Source organism: Dermacoccus abyssi, from assembly GCF_003515945.1.
GTDB classification, from domain to species: domain Bacteria; phylum Actinomycetota; class Actinomycetes; order Actinomycetales; family Dermatophilaceae; genus Dermacoccus; species Dermacoccus abyssi.
This window is the reverse complement of sequence record NZ_QWLM01000010.1, coordinates 13,591-37,211: the sequence shown is the minus strand read 5'-3', so window position 1 is coordinate 37,211 and position 23,621 is coordinate 13,591. Positions and strand designations below refer to the sequence as shown.

Annotated in this window: 22 protein-coding genes; 8 read left to right on the top strand and 14 right to left on the bottom strand. The window is 68.8% G+C overall.

Translation table 11 applies throughout. From position 1 onward, the window contains the following. Nucleotides 1-48: 48 nt before the first annotated feature. Both D1832_RS09485 and D1832_RS09480 read right to left on the bottom strand, forming a co-directional pair. On the bottom strand, nt 49-1,686 hold the full coding sequence (locus D1832_RS09485; protein WP_118913650.1) for a class I SAM-dependent methyltransferase: 1,638 nt from the start codon (nt 1,684-1,686) through the stop codon (nt 49-51). Then, nucleotides 1,686-2,525 carry a hypothetical protein gene (locus D1832_RS09480; protein WP_118913649.1) on the bottom strand — a complete coding sequence of 280 codons (840 nt, stop codon included), beginning with the start codon at nt 2,523-2,525 and terminating at the stop codon, nt 1,686-1,688. The genes D1832_RS09485 and D1832_RS09480 overlap by 1 nt, the downstream gene beginning before the upstream one ends. Nucleotides 2,526-2,718: 193 nt before the next feature. Here D1832_RS09480 and D1832_RS09475 point away from each other — a divergent pair, with 193 nt between their 5' ends. After that, nucleotides 2,719-4,611 carry a glycosyltransferase family 2 protein gene (locus tag D1832_RS09475; protein WP_118913648.1) on the top strand — a complete coding sequence of 631 codons (1,893 nt, stop codon included), beginning with the start codon at nt 2,719-2,721 and terminating at the stop codon, nt 4,609-4,611. A 75-nt stretch (nt 4,612-4,686) separates the two neighbouring features. Here D1832_RS09475 and D1832_RS09470 read toward each other — a convergent pair whose 3' ends face one another. Together D1832_RS09470 and pseB are read right to left on the bottom strand one after the other, a co-directional pair. Next, a complete protein-coding gene (locus tag D1832_RS09470) occupies nt 4,687-5,817 on the bottom strand; it encodes a DegT/DnrJ/EryC1/StrS family aminotransferase (RefSeq protein ID WP_118913647.1) in 1,131 nt (376 codons plus the stop codon). 10 nt (nt 5,818-5,827) lie between these two features. Then, entirely contained in the window at nt 5,828-6,817 is a 990-nt protein-coding gene (pseB, locus tag D1832_RS09465; protein WP_118913646.1) for a UDP-N-acetylglucosamine 4,6-dehydratase (inverting), read from the bottom strand. 172 nt (nt 6,818-6,989) lie between these two features. On the opposite strand from pseB, the gene D1832_RS09460 reads away from it, so the two are divergent. Genes D1832_RS09460 through D1832_RS09445 form a run of 4 tightly spaced genes read left to right on the top strand, consistent with a single transcriptional unit; the run spans nt 6,990 to nt 10,403 of the window. Next, nucleotides 6,990-8,072, top strand: a complete 1,083-nt coding sequence (locus D1832_RS09460; RefSeq protein WP_118913645.1) for a PseG/SpsG family protein — start codon at nt 6,990-6,992, stop codon at nt 8,070-8,072. A 47-nt stretch (nt 8,073-8,119) separates the two neighbouring features. Further along, nucleotides 8,120-9,289 (top strand): cytidylyltransferase domain-containing protein, encoded by a 1,170-nt coding sequence (locus D1832_RS09455; protein ID WP_118913644.1) that lies wholly within the window; start codon nt 8,120-8,122, stop codon nt 9,287-9,289. After that, a complete protein-coding gene (locus D1832_RS09450; RefSeq protein WP_182434738.1) occupies nt 9,229-9,654 on the top strand; it encodes an aldo/keto reductase in 426 nt (141 codons plus the stop codon). Before D1832_RS09455 ends, D1832_RS09450 begins: the two co-directional genes overlap by 61 nt. Then, the gene (locus D1832_RS09445) at nt 9,651-10,403 is read left to right on the top strand and encodes a TIGR03089 family protein (RefSeq protein ID WP_118913642.1); all 753 of its coding nucleotides are present in this window, start codon (nt 9,651-9,653) and stop codon (nt 10,401-10,403) included. Before D1832_RS09450 ends, D1832_RS09445 begins: the two co-directional genes overlap by 4 nt. Before the next feature lie 59 nt (nt 10,404-10,462). Here D1832_RS09445 and D1832_RS09440 read toward each other — a convergent pair whose 3' ends face one another. The 3 genes from D1832_RS09440 to D1832_RS09430 all read right to left on the bottom strand — a co-directional run bounded on the left by D1832_RS09440 (nt 10,463) and on the right by D1832_RS09430 (nt 13,236). After that, nucleotides 10,463-11,239: an ABC transporter ATP-binding protein gene (locus tag D1832_RS09440; protein ID WP_118913641.1), complete on the bottom strand. Its 777-nt coding sequence runs from the start codon at nt 11,237-11,239 to the stop codon at nt 10,463-10,465. A 1-nt stretch (nt 11,240) separates the two neighbouring features. Continuing rightward, the gene (locus D1832_RS09435; protein ID WP_118913640.1) at nt 11,241-12,107 is read right to left on the bottom strand and encodes an ABC transporter permease; all 867 of its coding nucleotides are present in this window, start codon (nt 12,105-12,107) and stop codon (nt 11,241-11,243) included. Nucleotides 12,108-12,195: 88 nt separating this feature from the next. Further along, nucleotides 12,196-13,236, bottom strand: a complete 1,041-nt coding sequence (locus tag D1832_RS09430) for a glycosyltransferase family 2 protein (RefSeq protein WP_338067314.1) — start codon at nt 13,234-13,236, stop codon at nt 12,196-12,198. 171 nt (nt 13,237-13,407) lie between these two features. Here D1832_RS09430 and D1832_RS15815 point away from each other — a divergent pair, with 171 nt between their 5' ends. Continuing rightward, a complete protein-coding gene (locus tag D1832_RS15815; protein ID WP_241510958.1) occupies nt 13,408-14,967 on the top strand; it encodes an LCP family protein in 1,560 nt (519 codons plus the stop codon). 124 nt (nt 14,968-15,091) lie between these two features. Here the strand turns inward: D1832_RS15815 and D1832_RS09420 are convergent, their stop codons facing one another. From D1832_RS09420 to D1832_RS09395, 6 genes are all read right to left on the bottom strand, one after another. Next, the gene (locus D1832_RS09420) at nt 15,092-16,261 is read right to left on the bottom strand and encodes an acyl-CoA dehydrogenase family protein (RefSeq protein ID WP_047311874.1); all 1,170 of its coding nucleotides are present in this window, start codon (nt 16,259-16,261) and stop codon (nt 15,092-15,094) included. A gap of 137 nt (nt 16,262-16,398) precedes the next feature. After that, a complete protein-coding gene (gene purE, locus D1832_RS09415; protein ID WP_118913638.1) occupies nt 16,399-16,938 on the bottom strand; it encodes a 5-(carboxyamino)imidazole ribonucleotide mutase in 540 nt (179 codons plus the stop codon). Continuing rightward, nucleotides 16,935-18,131, bottom strand: coding sequence for a 5-(carboxyamino)imidazole ribonucleotide synthase (locus D1832_RS09410; RefSeq protein WP_118913637.1), 1,197 nt, complete (start codon nt 18,129-18,131; stop codon nt 16,935-16,937). Before D1832_RS09410 ends, purE begins: the two co-directional genes overlap by 4 nt. Nucleotides 18,132-18,169: 38 nt before the next feature. Further along, nucleotides 18,170-18,940, bottom strand: a complete 771-nt coding sequence (locus D1832_RS09405) for a winged helix-turn-helix domain-containing protein (protein ID WP_118913636.1) — start codon at nt 18,938-18,940, stop codon at nt 18,170-18,172. Between the two features lie 89 nt (nt 18,941-19,029). Beyond that, complete coding sequence (locus D1832_RS09400; protein ID WP_118913635.1) at nt 19,030-20,031, bottom strand: adenylate/guanylate cyclase domain-containing protein; 1,002 nt, start codon at nt 20,029-20,031, stop codon at nt 19,030-19,032. Then, entirely contained in the window at nt 20,031-20,843 is an 813-nt protein-coding gene (locus tag D1832_RS09395; RefSeq protein ID WP_118913634.1) for a biotin--[acetyl-CoA-carboxylase] ligase, read from the bottom strand. The genes D1832_RS09400 and D1832_RS09395 overlap by 1 nt, the downstream gene beginning before the upstream one ends. Nucleotides 20,844-20,920: 77 nt before the next feature. Between D1832_RS09395 and D1832_RS09390 the strand changes: the two genes are divergently transcribed. Both D1832_RS09390 and D1832_RS09385 read left to right on the top strand, forming a co-directional pair. Next, on the top strand, nt 20,921-22,549 hold the full coding sequence (locus tag D1832_RS09390; protein ID WP_206609383.1) for an acyl-CoA carboxylase subunit beta: 1,629 nt from the start codon (nt 20,921-20,923) through the stop codon (nt 22,547-22,549). Continuing rightward, complete coding sequence (locus tag D1832_RS09385) at nt 22,546-22,821, top strand: acyl-CoA carboxylase epsilon subunit (protein WP_206609382.1); 276 nt, start codon at nt 22,546-22,548, stop codon at nt 22,819-22,821. The genes D1832_RS09390 and D1832_RS09385 overlap by 4 nt, the downstream gene beginning before the upstream one ends. Before the next feature lie 87 nt (nt 22,822-22,908). Here D1832_RS09385 and D1832_RS09380 read toward each other — a convergent pair whose 3' ends face one another. After that, on the bottom strand, nt 22,909-23,595 hold the full coding sequence (locus tag D1832_RS09380; RefSeq protein ID WP_118913633.1) for an MOSC domain-containing protein: 687 nt from the start codon (nt 23,593-23,595) through the stop codon (nt 22,909-22,911). Between the last annotated feature and the right edge of the window lie 26 nt (nt 23,596-23,621).

Sequence of the window (23,621 nt, the reverse complement as noted above, 5' to 3'; positions counted from 1 at the left end):
GGAGGCACTCGCTCCGGCGTCGTTCTCGAGACGTGGAAAGGAAAATCGTCAGCGCATGACGCGCTTCTTGGCCTCCTTGAGGGGGCCGAGAGCGGCGTTGCCGAGGCGGTAGGACAGCGACCTGCGCACGTCTTCGGCCGACTTGCGCAGCGTTTCCTGCTGACGCGCCGCGAGTGCGAGCTCCGCGGCCTGCCGCTTGGCGCGTCCACGCAGCTCCCTCTCGCGCATGTTGAGTCGGCTCTCGAACCAGTTCGCTCGCGACGCGAGGGCAGCGTTCTTCTCCTCGAGCCTCTCGATGACGGCGAGCAGGCCGGCCACGTCATGCGCGGGCAGATCGAGCTGCGTCGCACGCTCGCCGATGAGGGCGTTCAGATCGACGCTCAGGGGCAGCCCGGCCATCGCGCCGATCGTGGCGGCCATCGTCCGGTCGTCCATGGCCGCGGGCCACAGATGACGCGCACCACGTGCCCGCAGGACGGCGACGAAGTCGACGATCGCCGTCCAGGCGGCGACGTCGAGCCGGCTGGAGGCGCGACCTGCAGCGACTGGGACGAGCACGTCATCGACGAGGAGGAGATTGTCCAGTCGCAGGTCGGCGGACACCCCCGGAAGCTCGTCACCCACGGCCTGCTCCTGAGTGTGGCGCCACCACTGCTGGACCAGAGCGCGGAAGCGTGCGGCGTCGCCGGAAGCGCAGGCGTCGAGGGCAAGCTCCCCAAACAGCTCACCGTGCTCCGGGCCCGTGAGGGTTCGGCCGTCGTCCGTGAGCACACCCTCCGGCGTGTCCGCGAACGTCATGACGGACCCGTCGACCGACGCCACGATCGTCATCGCGTCGTCGGCGACGACGTCACGGCCCGCCACGACGAACCAACCCGCGGGCAGGTCGCGGATCCGTCCGGCCAGTACCGCAGCACGCGTGACGCGTGTCGGGTCCGCGCCGAGTCGACGAAGGGCCGGAGACGACAGGGTGAGCGCGTCGAGGACGCGACCGGCGGACGCCGAGGCGCGCTCGAGGTTCCAGGCGAGCAGGGTGTGCTCGTCCCACGTCGGGTAGGCGCCCGCCACGCGGGGGGCCACAAGGCAGGTCGAGCGCAGCACCTCGTCGAGCGCTTCGCTCGTCCGCGGCCGTGACGCGTCGTAGGTGGCCACGACGTCCCACGCTCCGTTGTCGTTCTTCGTGTAGCGCGAGCGCAGGCTCGTGATGCGATGCAGCCCCAGTTCGTTCTCCACCGCGAGCGCCAGACGGCCTCCTGGGGCGACGCACGCGACGACAGCGTCGAAGACGGAGCGCCAGCTCGGCGTCACGTCCTCGAGCGAGGGCACGCGGGCCAGGTCGTCGAGGACCAGAACGATGTCGTAGGTGCCGAGAGGCGTCTCGAGATTGAGCACATCGCCGCACACGACGTCGACGTTCGTGCGATTCACCACGGCGTGCGCGTAGCGTGAGCCGTCCGGGATGGAGCGGGTGAGAACGCTGAGGTGACCCGCGATGTCGGCCAGCTCGGTGACGACGTCGATTCCCGTGGGGCCGACGACGAGCACCCGGTCACCGGCATCGACGAGGGAGACGACGACGTCTCGCACCGCAGGAGCCGCAGGGGCGCCCGCCTCGTCGAGGTCCGACCAGTTCTGCATGGCGCCCCGGTCGAGACGCATGAGGCCGGTGTTTTCGAGGTCAATCATCATCGCAGCAGTTCCATCTCGTCTGCCCAGCCCAGTGCGAGGCCGAGTTCGGTCGGGGACATGAGGTAGTCGCGGCCCAGTTCTTCGTCGCACACCGCGCGCGCCTGCTCGAGGTCGAGATGGACACCGTGAAGTTCGGGGAAGGTCTTCTCGAGCAGATGGGTGCCGTCGAATCCCTGCTTGATGCCGGGGATGTCCATGGGGTCTCCGTAGACGGCCGGGTCGAGGCCGGAGGCGATGCCGTAGAACATGGCGGTGGACAGCCGGTTCGAGGCGACCCGCTTGTGCTTGCGCAGCTCGTCGAGCTGGCGTTCGAGGAAGTTCGTCGTGCCACCCTGGTAGAAGGTTCCGCGCTGACCCAGCGTGATGACGCGGAAGCCCGCCTCCTCGTAGCGCTCACGGATCTCGTCCTGCTCGTACTCCACGTAGTACAGGCACATCGTGACGGGGCCGTCCTCGACCTCCTGGATTTCACGGATGAGCCGGTCGTGGTCGCCGTGCACGGACTCCCAGTCGACGGTGCCGTGGAAGGGGAACCAGATCGTCCCCTCGGGTTCGGGTGCGTCCTCAGCTCGGGGACGCAGCCGGTCGAGGTAGAGGAAGGGCGCACCGATCGTGACGTAGTCGCGCCATCCGATCGCCTGGCCGCGACGGCGGTTGACGTCACCCCACACGTACTTGGCGAAACCCCCGGGCGGGTTGTGGCCGTACCCAAAACCGTGCACGAACGTCCATCCGTGCTGGATGACGCCGTTGATGCGTGGCGGGTGCTCGGCGTCGAGTCCGCAGTACTCGGCGAGCACGTGCGCGTGCCCGTACCAGTGGTTGCTCGAATCCACTGTGGCAACTCCTCGTGGGTGATGTCGTCGACGTCGGCACTCGCACCGAGAGGGCGTGGGCGCCCCGCCGGGGCACCGCAGTCCGACACGTCATCGTGCCACACTGCGACCGGCGGCCCAAGGTAGGCGCCCCAGGGCGTCGATAGACTCATCGGCGCCCCGGCGTCCTCGCCACCCCTGCCCAGGAGCGATCATGGCCACAGCCCTCTCCCCCCGCCCGGATCGTGACGACGCGTCCGCGCCGACACTGAGTGTCGTCGTGCCCTTCTACGGCGTCGAGGACTACCTCGAGGAGTGTCTGGTCTCCCTGCGCGACCAACTCCTCCAGGACGTGGAGTTCCTTCTCGTCGACGACGGCTCCCCCGACGGCTGCGTGGACATCGCCGAGCGATTCGTCCAGGAGGACCCTCGCTTCCGCCTTCTGCGTCAGGAGAACGCCGGCCTCGGCCCGGCCCGCAACCTGGGGGCGCAGCACGCTCGTGGGCGCTACATCACGTTCGTCGACAGTGACGACGTCGTCGCGCCGCGCGGCTTCGTCGCGATGGTCGACTCCCTCGAGGAGACCGGTTCGCAGTTCGCGGCCGGGAACGCCAAGCGCTTCAACCGGGAGCGGGGTTCCTATCAGTCGTGGACCCACGAGGAGCCCTTCGCGACGACCGTACGACGCACGACCCTGGCCGCCCGACCGGATCTCATTCGGGACCGCATGGTCTGGAACAAGCTCTACCGTCGCTCGTTCTGGCAGGAGGGCTCCTTCGCCTTTCCCCCCATCCGCTACGAGGACTACCCGGTGACGTTGCGGGCGTACCTCGAGGCGACGAGCGTCGACATCCTGAGCGAGCACGTCTACTTCTGGCGTGACCGCGAGTCCGGCACCTCGATCACCCAGCAGACGGCCGACGTCCGCAACGCTGCGGAGCGCTTCGAATCGGCCCGCATGGTCATGGACGTGCTGCACAGCCACGACGCTCCCGCTGAGGTGACGCGCAGAGTCGCCAGCTATTTCGCCCGCGTCGATCTCGGTTCTCTCATGGGGACGGCCGTTGCGGCGGCGCCGGAGGATCGCGACGGCGTCGAAGCGATGGCTCGTGAGCTGGCCCGCATCATCGACCCGCGTGAGGCGACCGAGCAGATCGAGTCGTCACGGCTGATGCACCGGGCTCTTCGCGACGGCGATCTCCCCCTCGCCCGCGCGATGGCGCGCTGGCGGACCGGCGGGTCGAACGCGCAGCTCATCCGCGAGGTCGCTGCCACACGCAATCCGCTGTCCCTCGCCGCCGTCGCGCGCGCCGTGGTCGTGGCAAAGGCACCTCAGCACCCTCTGCGCCCGCGCCGGCTGCGCTCCACGTTCGTCGACGCCACGTGGCACGACGCCACCCTGCGCCTCACGATCGAGACGCGCCTGCGCGGCTCACTCGCCCGACGTGCACGGCTCGAGGCGTGTGTCGAGATCGCCGGCGAGCGTCACCCCGTGGCGGTGGAGCGGGTCACGTCGCAGCCGTGGGGCCTCACGGCCGACGTCGCACTGGCCCCGGGCGGTCTGCCGTCGACGCCGCAGCCCGCCGTCATCACGCTCTCGCTGGCCGTGCCGGGCACTCCCCTGCGGTGGCAGGGGCCCGTCGCCGGCGACCCGAACGACCTTCCCGCGCCATACCTCGCAACCGCCACGGCGTTCGTCGTGACAGCAGCACCCGATCTGGCCGTCGCGACGCTCGATCGCGCCGATTTCGTCATGGCTGAGGTCACGACGCGAGGGCCGCTGTTCGAGTTCGACCTGCCACGCGACGTCACGGCGCTCAGGGTGCTGCGCCCACACCCCACACCCGACGTTGACGTGCCCGTCGACGCGAACGAGGCACCTGGTGCAAGAGCCGCGCTCGACCCCGCCATCGTTCTCCCGGACGATGTGCCCGACGATCCGATCAGCGGTGTCTTCGAGCGGGAGATCATGGCGCTCACCCCCGGCGGTCCCACCGCCGTCGTGTTCACGGGCCCACCACTTGCGAGCGCCCTCGCGGACGGGCGTCGCGTCGAGATCGGCCGCAACGAGGACGCCCGGGCCGTGCTGCGCCGACTGGCGGACTGACCTCGACATGACGCGACGGCCGCGCCCCCGATCTGGGGCGCGACCGTCGTGGCACGGAGCAGTCACAGTGACGGATCAGGCTCCGCAGAAGCTCCTGATGAGCTCCACGACCCGGTCGACGTCGCCGTCGGTGAGGTCGGGGAACATCGGCAGGCTGATCTCCTGCTCGTAGTAGGCCTCCGCCGTGGGGCACATGCCGCGCTTGTAGCCCAGATCGGCGTAGTACGGCTGCCAGTAGACGGGGATGTAGTTGACCTGCACGCCGATCCCCTGCCCGCGCAGGTGGTCGAACAGCTCGCGACGGCGGCCGTCGGTGATACGCAACGGGTAGAGGTGCCACACCGGCTCCGCACCGTCACGGTGAGCGGGCAGGCGCAGCTGCTTGATGCCGGCGAGCCCCTCGTTGTAGCGGTCGGTGATCTCCTGACGCCGCGCCTTGAACTGAGCGAGGCGCGTCAGCTGACTCGTGCCCAGCGCAGCCTGCAGATCGTTGAGGCGGTAGTTCAGCCCGAGCTCGGGCATCTCGTACCACCACGCGCCCTCGTCCGTGGTGCGCAGCTGCTCGGGTTCACGGACCATGCCGATGCCCTTGAAACGGCGAGCACGTTCGACGACGTCGGCGTCCTTGGCCACGACGGCACCGCCCTCACCGGTCGTGAGGTTCTTCGTCGGGAAGAACGAGAACGTCGTGATGTCCGCGAGGGAACCGACCGGCACGCCGTCCAGCGAGCCGCCGACGGAGTGCGCCGCGTCCTCGAGCAGGTACGCGCCCGCATCCTTCGCGACCTTCGACAGCGCGGGGGCGTCGATGGGGTGGCCGCCGTAGTCGACGCCCGCGATCACCTTCGTCGAGGCGGTGACCTCGGCGGCGGCGGCCTCGGGGTCGAGGTTGCCCGTGTCCTCGCTGATGTCGGCGAAGACGATCTTGGCGCCCAGCAGCGCCGCCGTCGTCGCCGTTGCGAGGAACGTCAGCGGGGTCGTGATGACCTCGTCCCCCGGGCCGACCTCGGCCGCGGCGTACGCGACGTGCAGCGCAGCCGTGCCGGAGGTGACGGAGACCGCCGGCTCGGCGACGCCGGCCAGTTCGCCGATCTGCTTCTCGAACGACTCGACGTACGGGCCGGTGGTCAGCCAGTCACCCGACAGCACCTCCTGCACGGCGGCGATGTCGGCGTCGTTGATGGACTGACGGCCGTAGGGCAGCATCCGCGCGCCCTCAGATGCCCGAGGCGAGCATCTGCTGCAGCTGCTCGATCGTGTACCACTGGTCGTTGTCGCCCGAGGAGTAGTGGAAGCCGTCCTCGACGGGCTTGCCGTCCTTCGGCGGCTCGTAGCCCCAAGTCGCGAAGTCGGGCTGCAGGACGAAGTACTTGCCGTCCTTGACGATCACCGCGCGGCGGCCCTCCTCCGGGGAGATCATCTCCTCGTGCAGCTTCTCGCCGGGGCGCAGGCCGACGTCGTGCATCTGCGCGCCGGGCGCGATGGCCTGCGCGAGGTCGGTGACCTTCATCGACGGGATGCGCGGCACGAGCAGCTCGCCGCCCTGCATGAGGTCGAACGTGTCGAGCACCATCTGCACGGCGTCGTCGAGGGTGATGAAGAAGCGGGTGCAGCGCAGATCGGTGATCGGCAGCGACTCGCCGGCCTCGTGCATCGCCTTGAACTTCGGGATGATCGAACCACGCGAGCCCATGACGTTGCCGTAGCGCACGACGGCGAAGCGCGTCGGGTAGGCGGCGGCGTAGTGGTTGCCGAGGATGAACAGCTTGTCGGCTGTCAGCTTCGTCGCGCCGTAGAGGTTGATCGGGCTCGAGGCCTTGTCCGTGGACAGGGCGACGACCTTCTTGACGCCGGCGTCGATGCACGCCTCGATGACGTTCTGAGAGCCGATGACGTTGGTCTTGACGAACTCGTACGGGTTGTACTCCGCCGTGTCGACCTGCTTGAGCGCCGCCGCATGCACGACGTAGTCGATGCCGTGCATGGCGCGGCGCAGGCGGTCGAGGTCACGGATGTCGCCGATGAACCAGCGCAGACGCGGGTCGTCCTTGAAGAGCGATCGGCACTCCCACTGCTTGAGTTCGTCACGTGAGTAGATGACGACGCGCTTCGGGTTGTGCTCTGCGAGCAGCTTCGAGATGAAGGCCTTACCGAAAGAACCGGTACCACCGGTCACGAGGATGGACGATCCTTCAAGAATGCTCACTCGGGGCTCCCATTGCGTTGTTCGTGCATCGGGCGGCTGACGTTCGGCACGTCGGCGGAACTCTGCCCGATTCTTGACATTCCCCGAAAGGCTAGCACCAGCGCGCGAGGCTTCAGGGACTCGACACGTCGCGGCGGGTCACCTCCCGTGGCGCTCGTGCCACCATGGCGCCATGACGACGCAGCCCTCCCCCACCGGCGCCGATCGGGCAACCTCGGCCATCGTCCTTCGCACCGATGCCACTGCGTCCATCGGAGTGGGTCACGCCATGCGGTTGCTCGCGCTGGCGCAGGAGTTCATCGCTCGCGGCCGATCCGTCCACCTCGCGGGCGAACTGGCCCTGGACTGGGTCGAACGTTCCTACCGTGACGCCGGAGTGACGTTGCACACGCGGCCCGACGACCCGGCGGCCCTGGGGGATCTCGCCGACGGGCTCGCCGCGTCCTTCGTCGTCATCGACGGGTACCACTTCGGCCCTTCGTGGGGCGCTCATCTCAGGCGGCACGGGCTGCCCGTCACGGCCATGGTCGACGGTCGCTTCGGCGCCGATCAGGACGCCGACCTGTACGTCGACCAGAATCCCGGGGCCACTCCGAGGAAGGTCGAGGCGGGGCGGCATGCCCTGGCCGGCGCGCCCTACACGCTCTTTCGCGACGACGTCCTCGCCCTGCGCGAGGACGTCGCCGGGCGGGCACGGCCCGGAGCGCAGGAGCGACTCAGCGTCCTCGCCGTGTTCGGCGGAAGCGACCCCATGGGCGCCGCTCCGCTCGTCGCTCCGATCATCCTGCGGGCCGCTGCGGCCGCCGGAGTCGGGATGGATCTCACCGTCGTCACGCCCGACGACGCCTGGGCCGCGCCGTTGCGGGACGACCTGCCCGTCGACGTCACGTTGACGACAACGGGCCCCGTCACCGATCTGGCGGCCCGTGCTGCACGCAGCGATCTCGTCGTCACCGCCAGCGGCTCGTCCGTGTGGGAACTCCTGTGTCTGGGGGTGCCCACGGCGGTCGTGTGTGTCATCGACAACCAACGGCTCGGTTACGACATGGTGATCGAAGCCGACCTCGCGCTCGGCGTGGGCCACCTCGACGAACTGCACGCGGTGGACACGAGCCGTGAGGACGCGACACGCCGACTGGCGAGTGCTCTTGGCGACCCCCTCGCCCGGGAGGCCCGCGCGCAGCGGGGGCGGGAGTTGCTCGACGGTGACGGCCGCCGCCGCGTCGCTGACGCCATCGAGGCGCTTCGTCGCTAGGGTGAGAGCGCACGTGCTCTCGTCCCTGCTTTCTCCCGGAGGTCCCCGTGACCCGCACCCGTGTCGTCGTCCAGTCCCGGCTCAACTCGAGTCGTCTGCCGGGCAAGGCCCTCATGACGATCGCCGGGATGCCGCTCATCGAACTCGTCGCCCGACGCGCTTCGCGTGACGGACACGAGGTCATCGTCGCCACGAGCGAGGAGCAGTACGACACGCGCATCGTCGACCACCTGCACCGCGTGGGCATCCCCGCGATGCGTGGATCGCTCGACGACGTACTCGGACGCTTCGTCGCGGCGACGCAGGATCTCGACGACGACGACCGCGTCGTGCGCCTCACCGGCGACAACCCCGTCGGCGACTCGAGCCTCATCGACGAGCTCATCGAGGCGATGGACGAAGGCGGCTTCGAGTACGGGCGCAACGACGTCTCCCGCATGCCGGAGGGGCTCGGGTGCGAAGTCTTCCGCGTGCGCGACCTGCGTCGCGCCGCAGCCCAGACCGACGAGCTCTACGACCGCGAGCACGTCACCCCGTGGCTGCGACGCAACGTCAGCACACTCGACTACGTGCCGAAGGACAACCCGGGCGATCCCGAGCGATTCCGCTGCACGGTCGACGTCCTGTCCGACTACGACCGCGTCTGTCGCCTGTTCGCCGACAAGAGCGACCCGGTGAGCGTGCCGTGGGTCGATCTCATCAACGAGATCGGCGGCAGCGCCTTCACCGCCGGCCCCAGCGTGCCGCGCCGTGACGACAGCGAACTCGACCAGTCGGTCATGATCCTCGGCGGTCAGGCCTTCGCCGGCCCGCAGGCCCCCTCCTCCACCGAGATCCGCGCGATGCTCGCCACGGCCGTCAACCGCGGCGTCAACCACGTCGAGGTGGGCCGCGGCGATCACAACGCCGAGGAGATCCTGCACAAGTGCGGTGAACCGCAGCTCACCCAGCGTCTGCACTTCATCTCTCGGCTGCGCGAGATCCGCACGAACGACCCGCGTCTGGCCGCCGCGACGGTGGAGGCCCAGCTCGAGCGCTCGTTCGCCGAACTCGGACGGCGCAAGGCCTCGGCCGTGCTCATGGCCAACGTCGATGAGGCGCACAGCGCCGACGGCACGGGCTGGCACGACTGCGCGACTACCGCGAGTCGGGAGAGGTGGGCCGGATCGGGGTCAACGTCGAGTCCCTCGAAGAGTTGCGCCGCGCTCTGGAGTTGACGGATCTCGGCTACGTGCAGTTCCCGCTCGGTGTCGCCGACCGTGCCCTCAGCGGCGCGCGAGAGGTGCTGGCCGATCGCGACGTCGTCGTCACCACGCACGCGACGTTCGCGGGCGGTACCGTCTTCGAACCCACCGAACTCAACCGGCAGCTCGTCCTGCTCGCGCACGAACTCGGTCGCGCGAACGTCGCCGACCTGTGCGTCGCGTACAGCCTCGGCCACCCCTTCGTCGACTCGATCGCCGTGGGCACGCGCAGCAACCAGCAGATGATCGACGACCTGGCCTACTGCCTCAATGCGCCGTTGACGGCGGACGAGGTCGCGCTCGTCGACGACCGCCTCGCCTCGGTGCTCACGTCATGACCACGACTCCCTGGCAGGTGCTCGAGACGATGACCCGCCGCGACGCCACGGCGCCGCGGCTGACGTTCTACGACCGCAGCGACGAGGAGACGCGCGGCGAGCGCATCGAGCTCTCGGCCAAGGTGCTGACGAACTGGGTGAGCAAGGGAGCGGGCCTGCTCGCGGAGGAGTTCGACGTCGAGATCGGCACGCGGGTCGGCATCGATCTGCCTGCCGCTCACTGGCGCACGGCGTACTGGTGTCTGGCCGCCTGGTCACTCGGCGCGTGCGTCGTCTTCACCGACAGCGACACCGATGAGGTCCGCGACGAGGCGGGCTTCGACGTCCTCGTGACGAACGTCCCCTCCCCCGACTTCGCGGGGGGCCAGGTCGTCGTCACCCTCGAGATGCTCGCCCGCGGCGCGTCCGTTGCGGTGCCTGCCGGCGCCCTCGACGACGCCCGTGAGCTGAGCACTTACCCCGACCACTTCGAGCCGTTCGACGTCCCCTCGGGCAGCGACGTGGCCTGGATCAGGGCGGGTGACGAGGTCACCTTCCGCGATCTCGTCTCCCCCAGCGGATCGGGCGCTGCGAGCGAATCGGACGACACCGGTAGCTCTGAGGCGGCACGCCATTACCTTCCGGCACCCGACCCGGCGCAGATGCTGCGCTGCTGGGCGCGAGGCGGAAGCGTCGTCGTCGTCCGAGGCCATGCCGCCCCGGGCGAACTCGACGCCCTCCTCGCCCAGGAGGGCGTGCACGCCCCCTGACGACGACCGAAGCCGCTGCCCCCCTCATCGGGAGTGGCAGCGGCTTCGTCGTTCCGGGATCAGGAGATGCCGGCGTCGAGGTCCTTGTTGTAGTGGTCGAGGACGTCCTTCATCGGTCCGTCGTCGACGAGTGTGCCGCCCGAGAGATACAGCCCGCGCGTGCAGAAACGCTTGAGGTCGCCCTCGGAGTGGCTCACGAGGAACATGCTGCGCCCCTCGGCGAGCAACTCCTCCATGCGCTTGTAGCACTGCTCGCGGAAGGCTCGGTCGCCGACGGCGAGCACCTCGTCGACGAGGATGATCGGTTCGTCGAGCTGGGTGATGACGGAGAAGCCCAGGCGCACCTGCATACCCGAACTGAAGTGACGGAACGGCAGGTCGAGCCCTCGTTCCACCTGGGGGCCCGCGAACTTCACGATGTCGTCGAACCGCGCGTCGACGGTTTCCTTCTTCATGCCGTGAAGTCCAGCCATGAGGTAGATGTTCTCGCGCGCGGACAGCTCGCCGATGAATCCACCGGTGAGCTCGATCATCGGGGCGACGCCCTCGGTGACCTCCGCATAGCCCTCATCGGGCAGGAGCGTGCCGGCGATCATCTTGAGCAGCGTCGACTTGCCGCCACCGTTCGCCCCGACGAGGCCGACCGCTTCCGCGCGCCCGACGTCGAAGCTGACGTTGCGCAGCGCCCAGAACGTCTCCTTCTCGTAGGTCGTGCGTCGGCGGTACACGAGCTCGCGCAGCGACAGGTTGCGCTTGCGTCCCTTGAGGAACTCGATGCCGAGGTCATGGACCTGGATGACGGGTTCACCCTCGGGGGTCTTCCACTCCACTGCCATGTCAGATCTCCTTGAGGATGGCCGGTTCGAGCTTGCGGAACACCCACGAACCGAACGCGAGCCACGCGAGCGACACGATGAGGGCATACAGCCACGCCATCCAGTCGGGGCCGTACTCGGTGACGAAGCCGGCCCGGTACATGTCGGCGATACCCGTGAGGGGGTTGAGCTGGATGAGGACCTTGGCCCAGCCCCAGCCCTCGGGCAGCTTCGCTTCGAGGAAGTGCAGTGAATACACGATCGGGGTGACGTAGAACAGCACGCGCAGGCCGATGCGCGTAATGCGGGCGAAGTCGTCGACGAGCGCGGTCACGGGCGCCATGACGAGGCCGATACCCGTGAGCAGGATGAACTGGACGATGAGGGCAGGGATCCAGAACACGATTTCCCAACTCAGGCTCACCTCCCCCCGGAGCATGTAGAAGACGAGGAAGCCCAACAGGATCGGCAGGGAGAGCAGATGCTCGATGCCCTTCGAGATGACGACGCGCATGACCCACAGCTCGCGGGGCAGGTTGGTCGAGCGCACGAGGAGGCGTTCGGCGTAGAGCGCGCGCGAACTCTCGTTGATCACGTTGCTGAACCAGTTGTAGGCGAGCAGACCCGCGACGAGGAACAGCACGATCGGAACACCGTCGGTGCTCGCCCACTTCTGGTCGGACGACGAGGACAGACCGGGCTTGCCGTGGCCGCCGTAGATGAAGCCGAAGACGAACGCGTAGACGAGCGCCATGGCCAGCGGATCGATGAGCGTCCACAGATAGCCGAGCACGGAACGCGCGTACCGCACGCGAAGATCACGTCGGACGAGCGTGTCGAGCGTGGCTCGATGCGCCCAGATCCGCGCAAGACGGTTGTGTGAGTTCATGGTTTCCTTCGTGCTCCTGCGTTCGCCCGCGAACCTTGCCGCGCGCTACGCGGCACCTCAGCCTAGCGAGCACATCCTGGGAGTTCCGTCAGGCTCGCGGCGCTTCGCCTGGTTCGGCCGGTTCGAGCTCGACGTTCGAGGTGATGAACCCCGTGCCCCAGGCCATGTGCATCGTGGCGAGGACGAAAGGCATCCGGACGATGACCTGCGGCGAACGTCCCGAGGCCGCACGGACACCGCCTGCTGTGACCAGGGCCGCGTAACCGAGCGGCGCAACGAGCGCGGGCCGCCACTTCAGACCGATCAGGCTGCCCGCCACGACACCCGCGACGGCGACCGGCGGGGCGAGATAGCGCAGGTTGATCGAACCCTTGTGTTGACGAGCCACGACCCGCCGCCAGGTGCCGTATTCGAAGTACTGCTTGGCGAGCGCCTTGAGCGTGGCGCGCGGGCGGTAGGTGACGCGCAGGTCAGGGGTGAACCACACCGTTCCGCCGCCCTTGCGGATCCGAAAGTTGAGTTCCCAGTCCTGGGCACGGGTGTAGCGCGGGTCGTACATGCCGACCTTCTCGATCCACTCCCGCGCGAAGTTGCCGAGGTAGACGCTCTCGACCGGGCCGGCCTCCCCGCCCTGCTTGAACTTCACTCCACCGACGCCGATCTTGGACTTCATGGCGCACTCGACGGCCTCCTCGAAGGGCGTCGTGCCCTCGGCGTCCATGATGCCGCCGACGTTGGCCGCACCGGTCTCGCGCAGAAGACGCTCGACGGTGGCGAAGTACCCGGGCGAGAGGATGCCGTGCCCGTCCACGCGGACCAGGACGTCGTGGTGGGTGGCGGCCAGGGCCGCGTTGAGTCCGTCGGGGGTTCGTCCGGTCGGGTTCTCGACGAGAGTGATGCGTTCGTCACGTTCGGTGAGCGCACGGGCCACGTCCCATGTGCGGTCGGTGCAGGGGCCGATGGCGAGCACGACCTCGACGGGGCCGTCGTAGCGTTGGGCCAGGATCGCGGTGACGGCTTCCTCGAGGTGCTTCTCCTCGTTGAGGATCGGCATGAACACCGAGATTCCGCGGCGCATGCTCGGGTCGATCGGCGGCGTCGGGGCGCTCGACACGGGCTCGCTCGTCACGGTGATGATCGCTCCTGAAGTCGTGGGCTCGTGAACGTCGCCCCAGCCTACCCTCGCGCAGAAGACACCTCACGCGCCTCACACCGACGCCCATTCCATGACGCTCGTGCTAACACGCCGCGCGAATGCGATGTCAGCCCAATCCCGGAAGCGACCCCCTACCCTCGGAGGGTGCCTCACCCGAATGACCCCCGCCGCCCGTCCGGCACGCCGCGTCCCGAGGAGCCTGGCGCCGGGCCGTCCGGAGTGCCCGCGGACGATGACGCGTTCGTCATCGACACCCGCCGCTCCAAGGGAAACCGCCGGGCCCTGCCCCAGCGTCCCCGCCGCCCCGACGAGGGCAGCGCGCAGGCCATTCCGGTTCGAGGCGAGGGGGACGCTCCCCGCCAGGGCAAGCGTCGTAAGCAGGGCGAGGTCCCTCCGGACGCCCCGCGCGACGGACGGACGTCTCGTCCGCTCCAGGGCGCGCCGCAAGGCGGGCGTCCTCAGCGACCGCAGGACGGGGCGCGACCTACGGCTGCCGCGCCGCGTGACGACAGCACACGCGTCATACCCACCTCGGGACGCCCCGAGCGGCCCGTCCGGGGCCGCTCCACGGACGCGGCCTACGCGTCCGCCGGCGCCGCGGGTGGGTACGGCGCTGACGCCGGGCGTGACGGTTTCGACGCCCACGACGGCAACGGCGGGCGTCCGCCCCGCGGCCCGCGCCCGGGTGACCGGTTCGACGGTGACGGCTCAGGGCAGCCCCCGCGCCGCCCGCGGCGTCGGGGGAAGAAGATTCTCGCCGGTGTCCTGGCCCTGCTCATCCTCTGGGTCGGCACTCTCGTCTGGGCCGGCAACTCGGCCTGGAGCAAGGTGAAGAAGCTCGACGCCGTCCCCGCGCAGCATCTCGCGGAAGACGGCAAGGGCAGGAACATCCTGCTCGTCGGTTCCGACGCCCGCACAGGTCTGACGCCGGAGCAGCGCAAGAAGCTCGGCACCGGCACCGCCGAGGGCAAGCGCACGGACTCGATCATGGTGTTGCACATGGGCGGCGACAAGCCGACCCTCATGTCGATCCCCCGGGACAGCTACGTCGACATCCCCGGCTACGGCAAGAACAAGATCAACGCGGCGTTCTCCTTCGGTGACGCGCCGCTGCTCGTCAAGACGATCGAGCAGAACACGGGCATCCACATCGACAACTACATGGAGATCGGCTTCGGCGGCTTCGCGTCGGTCGTCGACACCGTCGGTGGCGTCAACATCTGCGTCAAGAACGACATGGACGACCCGAAGGCACACATCAACCTCAAGAAGGGCTGCCAGGACATGGACGGCGCGACGGCGCTCGGTTACGTCCGAGCGCGTTACTCCGACCCCGAGGGCGACATCGGGCGCGCGAAGCGTCAGCGTCAGTTCCTCGGTGCCCTCATGGGCAAGGTTTCCTCGCCCGCGAACATCCTCGTGCCGTGGCGCCTCAAGGGTCTCGGAGAGTCCAGTGCGCAGGGGCTCGCCGTCGACAAGGACATGGGGATGATCACGGCGGCCCGCGTCATGCTGACGCTCAAGAAGCTCTCCGGTGACGGCGGGAACTCGGTGGTCGTGCCCATCAGCAACAACGCGCTGCCGACTGCCGTCGGTGAGGCTGTCGAGTGGGATCAGCAAAAGTCCCGGGAGCTGTTCAAGGCGATCCGCGAGAGCGGCGACACATCGAAGTTCGTCGTCAAGACGCCCGCGGCGACCAACTGATCCACAACAGGTCGGCGACGAGGTGCCCGAGCGCACTCACCGCAGCTGACGTCCCGGCCCTGCCCGTGGACACGGCGAAGGGCCCCGGCATGACGCCGGGGCCCTTTCTCGTCTGCCTCGAACCTCAGTAGCCCTTGAGCACCTGACGCCCCATGACGAGGCGCTGGATCTGGTTGGTGCCCTCGTAGATCTGCGTGATCTTGGCGTCGCGCATCATGCGCTCGACTGGGAAGTCGCGCACGTAACCGGCGCCGCCGAGCAGCTGGACGGCGTCGGTCGTGACCTCCATCGCGATGTCGGAGGCGTAGCACTTGGCTGCCGCGCCGAAGAACGTGAGGTCCTTGTCCTCGCGCTCGGACTTGGCGGCGGCGACGTAGACCATCTGACGGGCCGTCTCCACCTTCATCGCCATGTCGGCGAGCATGAACTGGATGGCCTGGTTGTCGGCAATGGCCTTGCCGAACTGCTTGCGCTCCTTGACGTAGCCGACGGCGAAGTCGAGTGCGCCCTGGGCGATACCGACAGCCTGGGCGCCGATCGTGACGCGCGTGTGGTCGAGCGTGCGCAGAGCGATCTTGAGGCCCTCGCCCTCGGCGCCGATGAGCCGGTCGGCGGGGATGCGGCAGTTGTCGAAGTGGAGCTCACGCGTGGGCGAACCCTTGATACCGAGCTTGCGCTCCTTCTCGCCGAAGTTGAAGCCCTCGTCACCCTTCTCGACGACGAACGCCGAGATGTTGCGGCCGCGCTCGCCGTCGGGGTCGGTGACGGCGAGAACCGTGTAGAACTCCGACTCGCCGGCGTTCGTGATCCACGACTTCTGACCCGTGAGGACGTAGCTGTCGCCGTCCTTCTTGGCCTTGGTACGCATGGACGCGGTGTCCGAGCCGGCCTCGCGCTCGGACAGGCCGTAGGAGAACATCGCCTCGCCAGCGCCGAGCTTCGGCAGGTACTTCTTCTTGATCTCCTCGCCGCCGCCGAGGATGACGGGCAGTGAGCCGAGCTTGTTCACGGCGGGGATGAGCGAGGAGCTCGCGCACACGCGCGCCACTTCCTCGATGACGATGCACGTACCGAGCGCGTCGATGCCGGCGCCGCCGTACTCCTCGGGGACGTGTGGGGCGGCCAGACCGGCCTCGACGAGGGCGTCGAGGGCCTCGCTCGGGAAACGGGATTCCTCGTCGACGTCGGCCGCGTGCGGAGCGATCTTGTTCTCGCACACCGGGCGGATCGCCTCACGAAGAGCCTCGTGCTCCTCGGAGATCGTGTACAGGTCGAAGTCAGGGTTACCAGCCATAGCCGCATGCTACGCGTCGGTACGCCGTCGAGGTGGGCCCGGCCGGAAGTTACCGCGGCGAAGGGAGCGGACTCGGGTTCTCGAGGAGAATTCTCGAGGCGGGCGGCGCTTGCCCTGCTGCCAGCGTCCTTTGAGCGTCAGCCCTGGCGGCGGGCGACGTCCTCGCGCAGCGCCTCGCCCTTGGCGTGGGCCTCGTCGCGAAGGCTGACCTGGAAACGCTCCATCGCCGCCGCGAGGCGCGTTGCTTCCTCCCCGTCACCCGAGGCGAGGATGCGTACGGCGAGCAGGCCGGCGTTGCGGGCGCCGCCGATCGACACGGTCGCCACGGGCACGCCGCCAGGCATCTGGACGATGGACAGCAGTGAATCCATGCCGTCGAGATACTTCAGCGGCACCGGAACACCAATGACGGGCAGCGTCGTGACCGACGCCAGCATGCCCGGAAGGTGCGCCGCTCCCCCGGCTCCGGCGATGACGACCTTGAGCCCGCGCTTCGCAGCGCTCGCGCCGTACTCCACCATCTCGTGGGCCATCCGGTGCGCCGAGACGACGTCGGCCTCGTAGGCGATGCCGAATTCGTCAAGGACGTCGGCGGCGGCCGACATCGTCGGCCAGTCCGAGTTGCTGCCCATGACGAGCCCGACGACGGGCTGCTTCGTGTCGATGTCGTTGCTCATTCCGTCACCACTCCCTCGAGGTAGTCGCATGCGTGGCGGGCACGCCCGCGCAGACCGACGAGATCGGTGCCGCTGACGTTGACGTGCCCGATCTTGCGGCCGGGGCGCACGCCCTTGCCGTACAGGTGGATCTTGAGTGCGGGGTCGCGCGCCATGAGGTGCTTGTACGTGGGGTACAGCTCCTCGTAGGAACCGCCTAGAACGTTGCCCATGACGGTCCACGGAGCCCGCGCGGTGACGTCGCCGAGCGGCAGGTCGAGTACGGCGCGCAGGTGCTGTTCGAACTGACCGGTGACGGCACCGTCCATCGACCAGTGGCCCGAGTTGTGCGGACGCATCGCCAGCTCGTTGACGACGAAATCGCTCTGACCCGAACCGTTCTCGGCGACACGTTCGAAGAGTTCGACGGCCATGACACCGGTGACGTCGAGCTCCCGGGCGATCGTCACCGCGGCTTCGGCGATGCGGCCGGCGAGTGCGTCGTCCAGGTTCGGTGCAGGGGCCAGCACCTCGGTGCAGATGCCGTCGGTTTGCACGGTCTCGACGACGGGCCAAACCGCCACCTGGCCGCTGGGGCTGCGACCGATCATGACCGACAGTTCGCGTGTGAAGTCGACGGCCTCCTCGACGAGCAGCGGAGCGCCTTCGGCCTTGGCGAACCAATCCGCGGCGTCCTCGGCCGCTTTCACGACGCGAACGCCCTTGCCGTCGTAGCCGCCCGTCGGCGTCTTGAGCACGACCGGCCAGCCGTGCTCGTCACCGAAGGCTGCCAGCTCGTCGACGTCGACGACCGCGCGCCAAGCCGGGCACGGCACGCCGAGACCTTCGAGCCGCTCACGCATCGCGAGCTTGTCCTGGGCGAAGCGCAGGGCGCTGGGCTTGGGATGCATCGGCACACCGTCCGCCTCGAGGGCCGAGAGGACGTCGGCCGGCACGTGTTCGTGATCGAACGTGACGACGTCGCAGCCCCGGGCCCACTCGCGCACGGCCTCGGCGTCGGTGTAGTCGCCGACCGGCGAGTGCGGTACGACGAGGGCTGCGGCCGCGTCCTCGGACTCGGCGAAGATCGAGAGCGTCAGGGCCAGCTCGACCGCCGGAGCGGTGCACATGCGGGCCAACTGGCCCGCTCCGATGATGCCGACGACGGGGAATCCGCCGGGCGCGGTGGGGGCTTGGGTCGTGGAGCGCGTCACGGCCCCAAGGGTACGTGGCGGCTCGCAGGAATCAGCCTTCAGCCCGTCACGGACCACACCGTCGCGCCACCGCCGTGGTCGGCGTCGGCATCGCCGGGCGCCAGGACGAAGCCCGCACCCCTGACGGTCTCGATGCGCCAGGCCTCACCACATACCTGCGGCAACTTGCGGCGCAGGTTTGCCACGTGCATGTCGATGGCCTTCGGCGTACCGCTCCAGTGCCCGGTCCACAGCGCCGCCCCGATGTCGTCGCGCAGGACCACGCCGTCGGACGCTGTCAGCATCTCGAGGACCATGGCCTCCTTGGCGGTGAGCTCGACGCGGCCGCGGCCTCCTACGGCCTCCCGACGCCGCACGTCGACCCACGGGCGCGCGGAGGCGGTGAGCGCTTCGCCACGCTCACGCGTGACCCGGCGTACCCGCGCGGCAACGCGTGCCCCGAGTTCGGCTGGGTCACCGTCGAGCAGGACGACGTCGTCGGCTCCCGCGAGCAGGAGTTGTGCCACGACACCGGAGCGTTGCGCCGTAGCGTCACCGAACGCGACGGCGGCAACGAAGGCCGTCTCCGGGTGCCGTTCGGCGAGACGGCAGAGAGCCTCGACGACGTCGGCATCGAGGGGCTCATCGGCACGGCCTGCGGCGAAGAGCACACACGCGGGAGCACTGCGATGCGTGGGCGCCACGTGGTCGGAGCGGATGTCGACGAGCGAACCGGCGACCGTCCGAACCGACAGGTCGGCGGCCTGATGGAGCCGTAACAGCGTCGTATCGTCGCCAAATCCGCCGCGCGCGAGGAGAACATCGGTCATGTCGACCGAGAATATGGACCTTTCCGGCGCAGCGGGGTGAAAGAAACCGGTTGATTTCTCAACAACCAAGCGGCCTGTTCACTTATGTGCTACAAGAGTACCCACGTCGGCGACGTTCCGATCCCTGCGAGGTCGAGTGCCTCGTGCGCCCGAAGCGTCGACTGGGGGTCGTGACGCAACGCGTCCGCCGTCGTTTCGTCGATGAGAATCTGCCCGGCCTCCGCGGCGTTGGTCAGGCGGGCGGCGCGGTTCACCGTCGTGCCGTAAACGTCGCCGAGGCGCGCGAGCACGCGCCCGGTCGACAGCCCGACGCGCATGCGTGGGATGACGTCGTCGGTTTCCGAGGCCTCCTTGAGTGCCCGAGCGATGCGGGACGCGCCTGCCGGATCCTGGTGGGAGAAGAGCACCTCGTCGCCGACCATCTTGACGACGGCGCCAGAGTGCTCGCTCACGATGTCGGAGGCCATGGCCTCGAACCGCGTCACGAGGGCCGCGAGGTCGCTCTCGCTCAGGCTGCGCGCCAAGCGGGTGAAGGACACGAGGTCCGCGAACCCGACGGTGCGCACGACGCCGAGGTGACTCTCGGGCTGCGCGTCGGCCAGCAGTCGCGACAGCGCCACCGAGAGGTTGCGCCGCCACACGTAGTTCATGATCGGTTCGAGGTCGTCGGCGAGGTCGGCCATCGTGCGCGCGGTCGCCTTGGCCAGCTCCTTGCCCTCCGGTGGGGCGTCCTGACGCTGGGAGATCATGTCGGCGACGAGCTGCGTCTGCCACATCGCGAGGCGATCGGTCGTGCGGCCGAGGGCCCGCGCCAGGCCGAGCAGCGTGTCGACATCGAGGTCATGCGTCGCCGTCAGGGACATCGCGGCGCGCAAGGCGCGAAGGTCGGTGTCGCTGAAGGCCACGTCACCCTCGCGGGAGTTGACGAAGCCGAGCGCGCGCCAGACGCGGCGTGTCTCCTCTGGGTCGACGCCCGCGTGTTCGGAGAGTTCACGACGTCGGTAACGACGCGAGCTTCCCATGAGGATGCGCTCGATGCCGTCGATGAACGTGGAGTCATCGGCGGTGAACTGGTGGGGGATCTCGCTCATCACTGGCCCGTTCTCAGATCGTCGCTGCGGTGCAGCCGCGCATGGACGATGTCGGCCACCGAGTACGCCATCCTATTCGGCGAGTCGGCCTGCTCGCCGAGCGGCACGGCCTCGAGCCGGCCCTCGTCGTCGATGCCGGTGGCGCACCGGCGATGCACCGCCCCGTCGGGGGTGTGGATGTCGACGTCGGCACCGATGGTGAGGCAGTGATCCCGCATCCGCTTCCGCAGCGCGGCGACTTCGTGGCCAGAAGCCCTCCCCCACGTCACAGCCGACGCCATGACGTGGGCGGCCACGGCCGCGATGACGGCTTCGCGCCCGATGTCGTACCCGGCACAGCGCAGCGACGTGGCCGTCTCGACGGGCAGTTCCTCACGCTCCTGGCTGACGTTGAGTCCGACGCCCGCGACGACGAGCGGCGTACCGTCCGCCGAACGCGTCATCTGACACAGGATGCCGCCGACCTTGCGCCAGGTGCCGTCGGGGTCGCGCACGAGCAGGTCGTTGGGCCACTTCGTTCCGACGCGCCCGACGCCCTTGTCCCCCAGGAGGTCGACGAGGGCCTCGCGCACGGCGTCACCCACGAACAGCGGAGCCCACCCCCAGGTGGCGACGTCGGCCGGGAGCGGCAGCGTCATCGACATCGTGACGGCGGAACCCGCCGGCGCCTGCCACGAACGGGTCAGACGGCCCCGGCCGGAGGTCTGCAGATGGGCCGCGACGAGGGCCCACGGCTGCGGTTTCCCCATGGCTCGGGCGTTCGTCGAGTCGACCTCGTCGAGCAACTCGACGGCCCACCCCGCGCGACTCAAATTCCGCGCCAGGCGGGGTGAAAAGCCTACTGACAAGTTCTCTTCCGAGGTCACGACCCCAGGTTAGGGTGTGGCCCATGACCTTGGAAGACGTGCCCCCGGACACCTCGATGGACCTGCACACCACGGCCGGTCGTCTGCAGGACCTGGCCAACCGAACGGAAGAGGCGGTTCACGCCGGTTCGGCTCGCGCCGTGGAGAAGCAGCACGCCAAGGGAAAGCTCACCGCGCGTGAGCGCGTGGAGCGGCTGCTCGACGAGGGATCGTTCGTCGAACTCGACGCCCTCGCCCGTCACCGCTCGACGCAGTTCGGTCAGGACAAGTCGCGCCCCTACGGTGACGGCGTCGTCACCGGGTACGGCACCGTCGACGGCCGTACGGTCTGCGTCTTCAGCCAGGACTTCACCGTCTTCGGCGGCTCCCTCGGCGAAGTCTTCGGCGAGAAGATCTGCAAGGTGATGGACCTCGCGATGAAGCTGGGTGCGCCCGTCATCGGCATCAACGACTCCGGCGGCGCGCGCATCCAGGAGGGGGTCGTCGCCCTCGGCATGTACGCCGAGATCTTCCGGCGCAACGTCCACGCCAGCGGTGTCATCCCGCAGATCTCGCTCGTCATGGGCCCGTGCGCCGGCGGCGCGGTCTACTCCCCCGCCATCACCGACTTCACCGTCATGGTCGACCAGACCTCACACATGTTCATCACCGGCCCGGACGTCATCAAGACGGTCACCGGTGAGGACGTCGGCTTCGAGGAGCTCGGCGGCGCGCACACCCACAACTCGCGCTCGGGTGTCTCGCACTACATGGCCACCGACGAGGACGACGCCATCGAGTACGTGAAGTCGATGCTGTCCTACCTGCCGAGCAACAACATGGACGCGGCGCCCACGTTCGACGCCGAGGCCGACCTCGAGATCAACGACGACGACCGCGCGATGGACACGCTCGTGCCCGACTCGGCCAACCTCGCGTACGACATGAACGACGTCATCGCGCACATCGTCGACGACGCCGGTGACGGCCCCGACTTCCTCGAGGTGCAGCCGCTGTTCGCGCCGAACATCATCTGCGGCCTCGCCCGCGTCGAGGGCCACAGCGTCGGTATCGTCGCGAACCAGCCGGCCCAGCTCGCCGGCACGCTCGACATCAACGCGAGCGAGAAGGCCGCGCGCTTCATCCGCTTCTGCGACTCGTTCAACATCCCGATCGTCACGCTCGTCGACGTGCCCGGCTTCCTGCCCGGCACGGACCAGGAGTGGGGCGGCATCATCCGTCGCGGCGCGAAGCTGCTCTACGCCTACGCGGAGGCGACGGTGCCGCTCGTCACCGTCATCACGCGCAAGGCGTACGGCGGTGCGTACGACGTCATGGGGTCCAAGCACCTCGGTGCCGACATCAACCTCGCGTGGCCCACGGCTCAGATCGCCGTCATGGGCGCCCAGGGCGCGGCGAACATCCTGTACCGCAAGGAGCTGGCGAAGGTCGCGGAGAAGGGGGCGAGCGAGGACGTCGAGGCACGCCGCGCCGAGCTCATCACCGAGTACGAGGACACCCTGGCCAATCCCTACATCTCGGCCGACCGCGGGTACGTCGATGCCGTCATCCCGCCGCACGAGACGCGCGTCCAGGTGACGAAGGCGCTCCGCGCCCTGCGCCACAAGCGCGAGGAGCTGCCGCCCAAGAAGCACGGGAACATCCCGCTGTGAGCGCCGAGAACACCGAACCCACGCCGGGCACCGACGAGGCTCCTGCCTCCGAAACCCCGGACGCAACCCTTGCTGCCGCGCCGACGATCCGCGTCGTCTCGGGTGCACCGACGGATGAGGAGTTGGCCGCCGTGGTCGCTGTGCTCACCGCTCGCGCCGCGGCTGCAGCAGCCTCCGTCGAACCACCCCGCGAGGTCGCCTACTGGGGTCGCCCGGCGCACGTGCGTCACGGCCGTCCGCGCAGTTGGGCCGAATCGACGCTGCCGCGCTGAGCGCACGTCAACAGTGCCAAGGGGGCTGTCACCGAGGCCGGTGACAGCCCCCCTTGGCGTCGGCCCGGACGAGCGTCGGGCGGACCGTCACTTACGCAGGCGGGCCTCGTAGTCACGCTGATAGACGCTCGGAAGAACACCGGCTTCGACGACCCGCGCAAGGACGTCTCGCCCACCGGTGGTGCGGGCGCTGAACACGTCGGCCACCGTGATGCCGTGGGCAGGCCGGTACACCTCGACGATGTCGTCGCCGGCGCTGATGCGCCCGGGTTCGATGACGCGCGTGTACGTCCCCGCCCGCCCGTGCTGGGTGAAGCGCTTGAGCCACCCCGGAACGTCCATGGCCCAGGCGAACGTGCGGCACGGAATACGCGGCAGGCTCGCCTCGAGCACTGCGGTACCGACGCGCCAGCGTGTGCCCACGAGGGCCCCGTCGAGGTCGATGCCCGAGGTGGTGACGTTCTCACCGAAGGAGGCGTTCGGTAGGGAGCGGCCGAGTTCGCGCTCCCAGTGGTCGAGTTCCTCACGTGAGACGAGATAGACGGCCTTGTCGCTGCCTCCGTGATGCTTCTCGTCGCCGACGAAATCGCCCGCGACACCACTGCGCCCGCCGCCCTCGCGCGGGCCGGGGTCGCTCACCTCGAGGTACCCGACGGGCTGTTTGTGGATGCCCGTCCGGTGCTGCTTCGGATCCCACTCCTCCGGGCGCCCCACGTTCACCGAGAGCACGTTCGGCCCCGCCGCTGAGGTTTCACGCACCCCGTCATCAGCCATGGCGCGAGACTACCGAAGGTGATCGG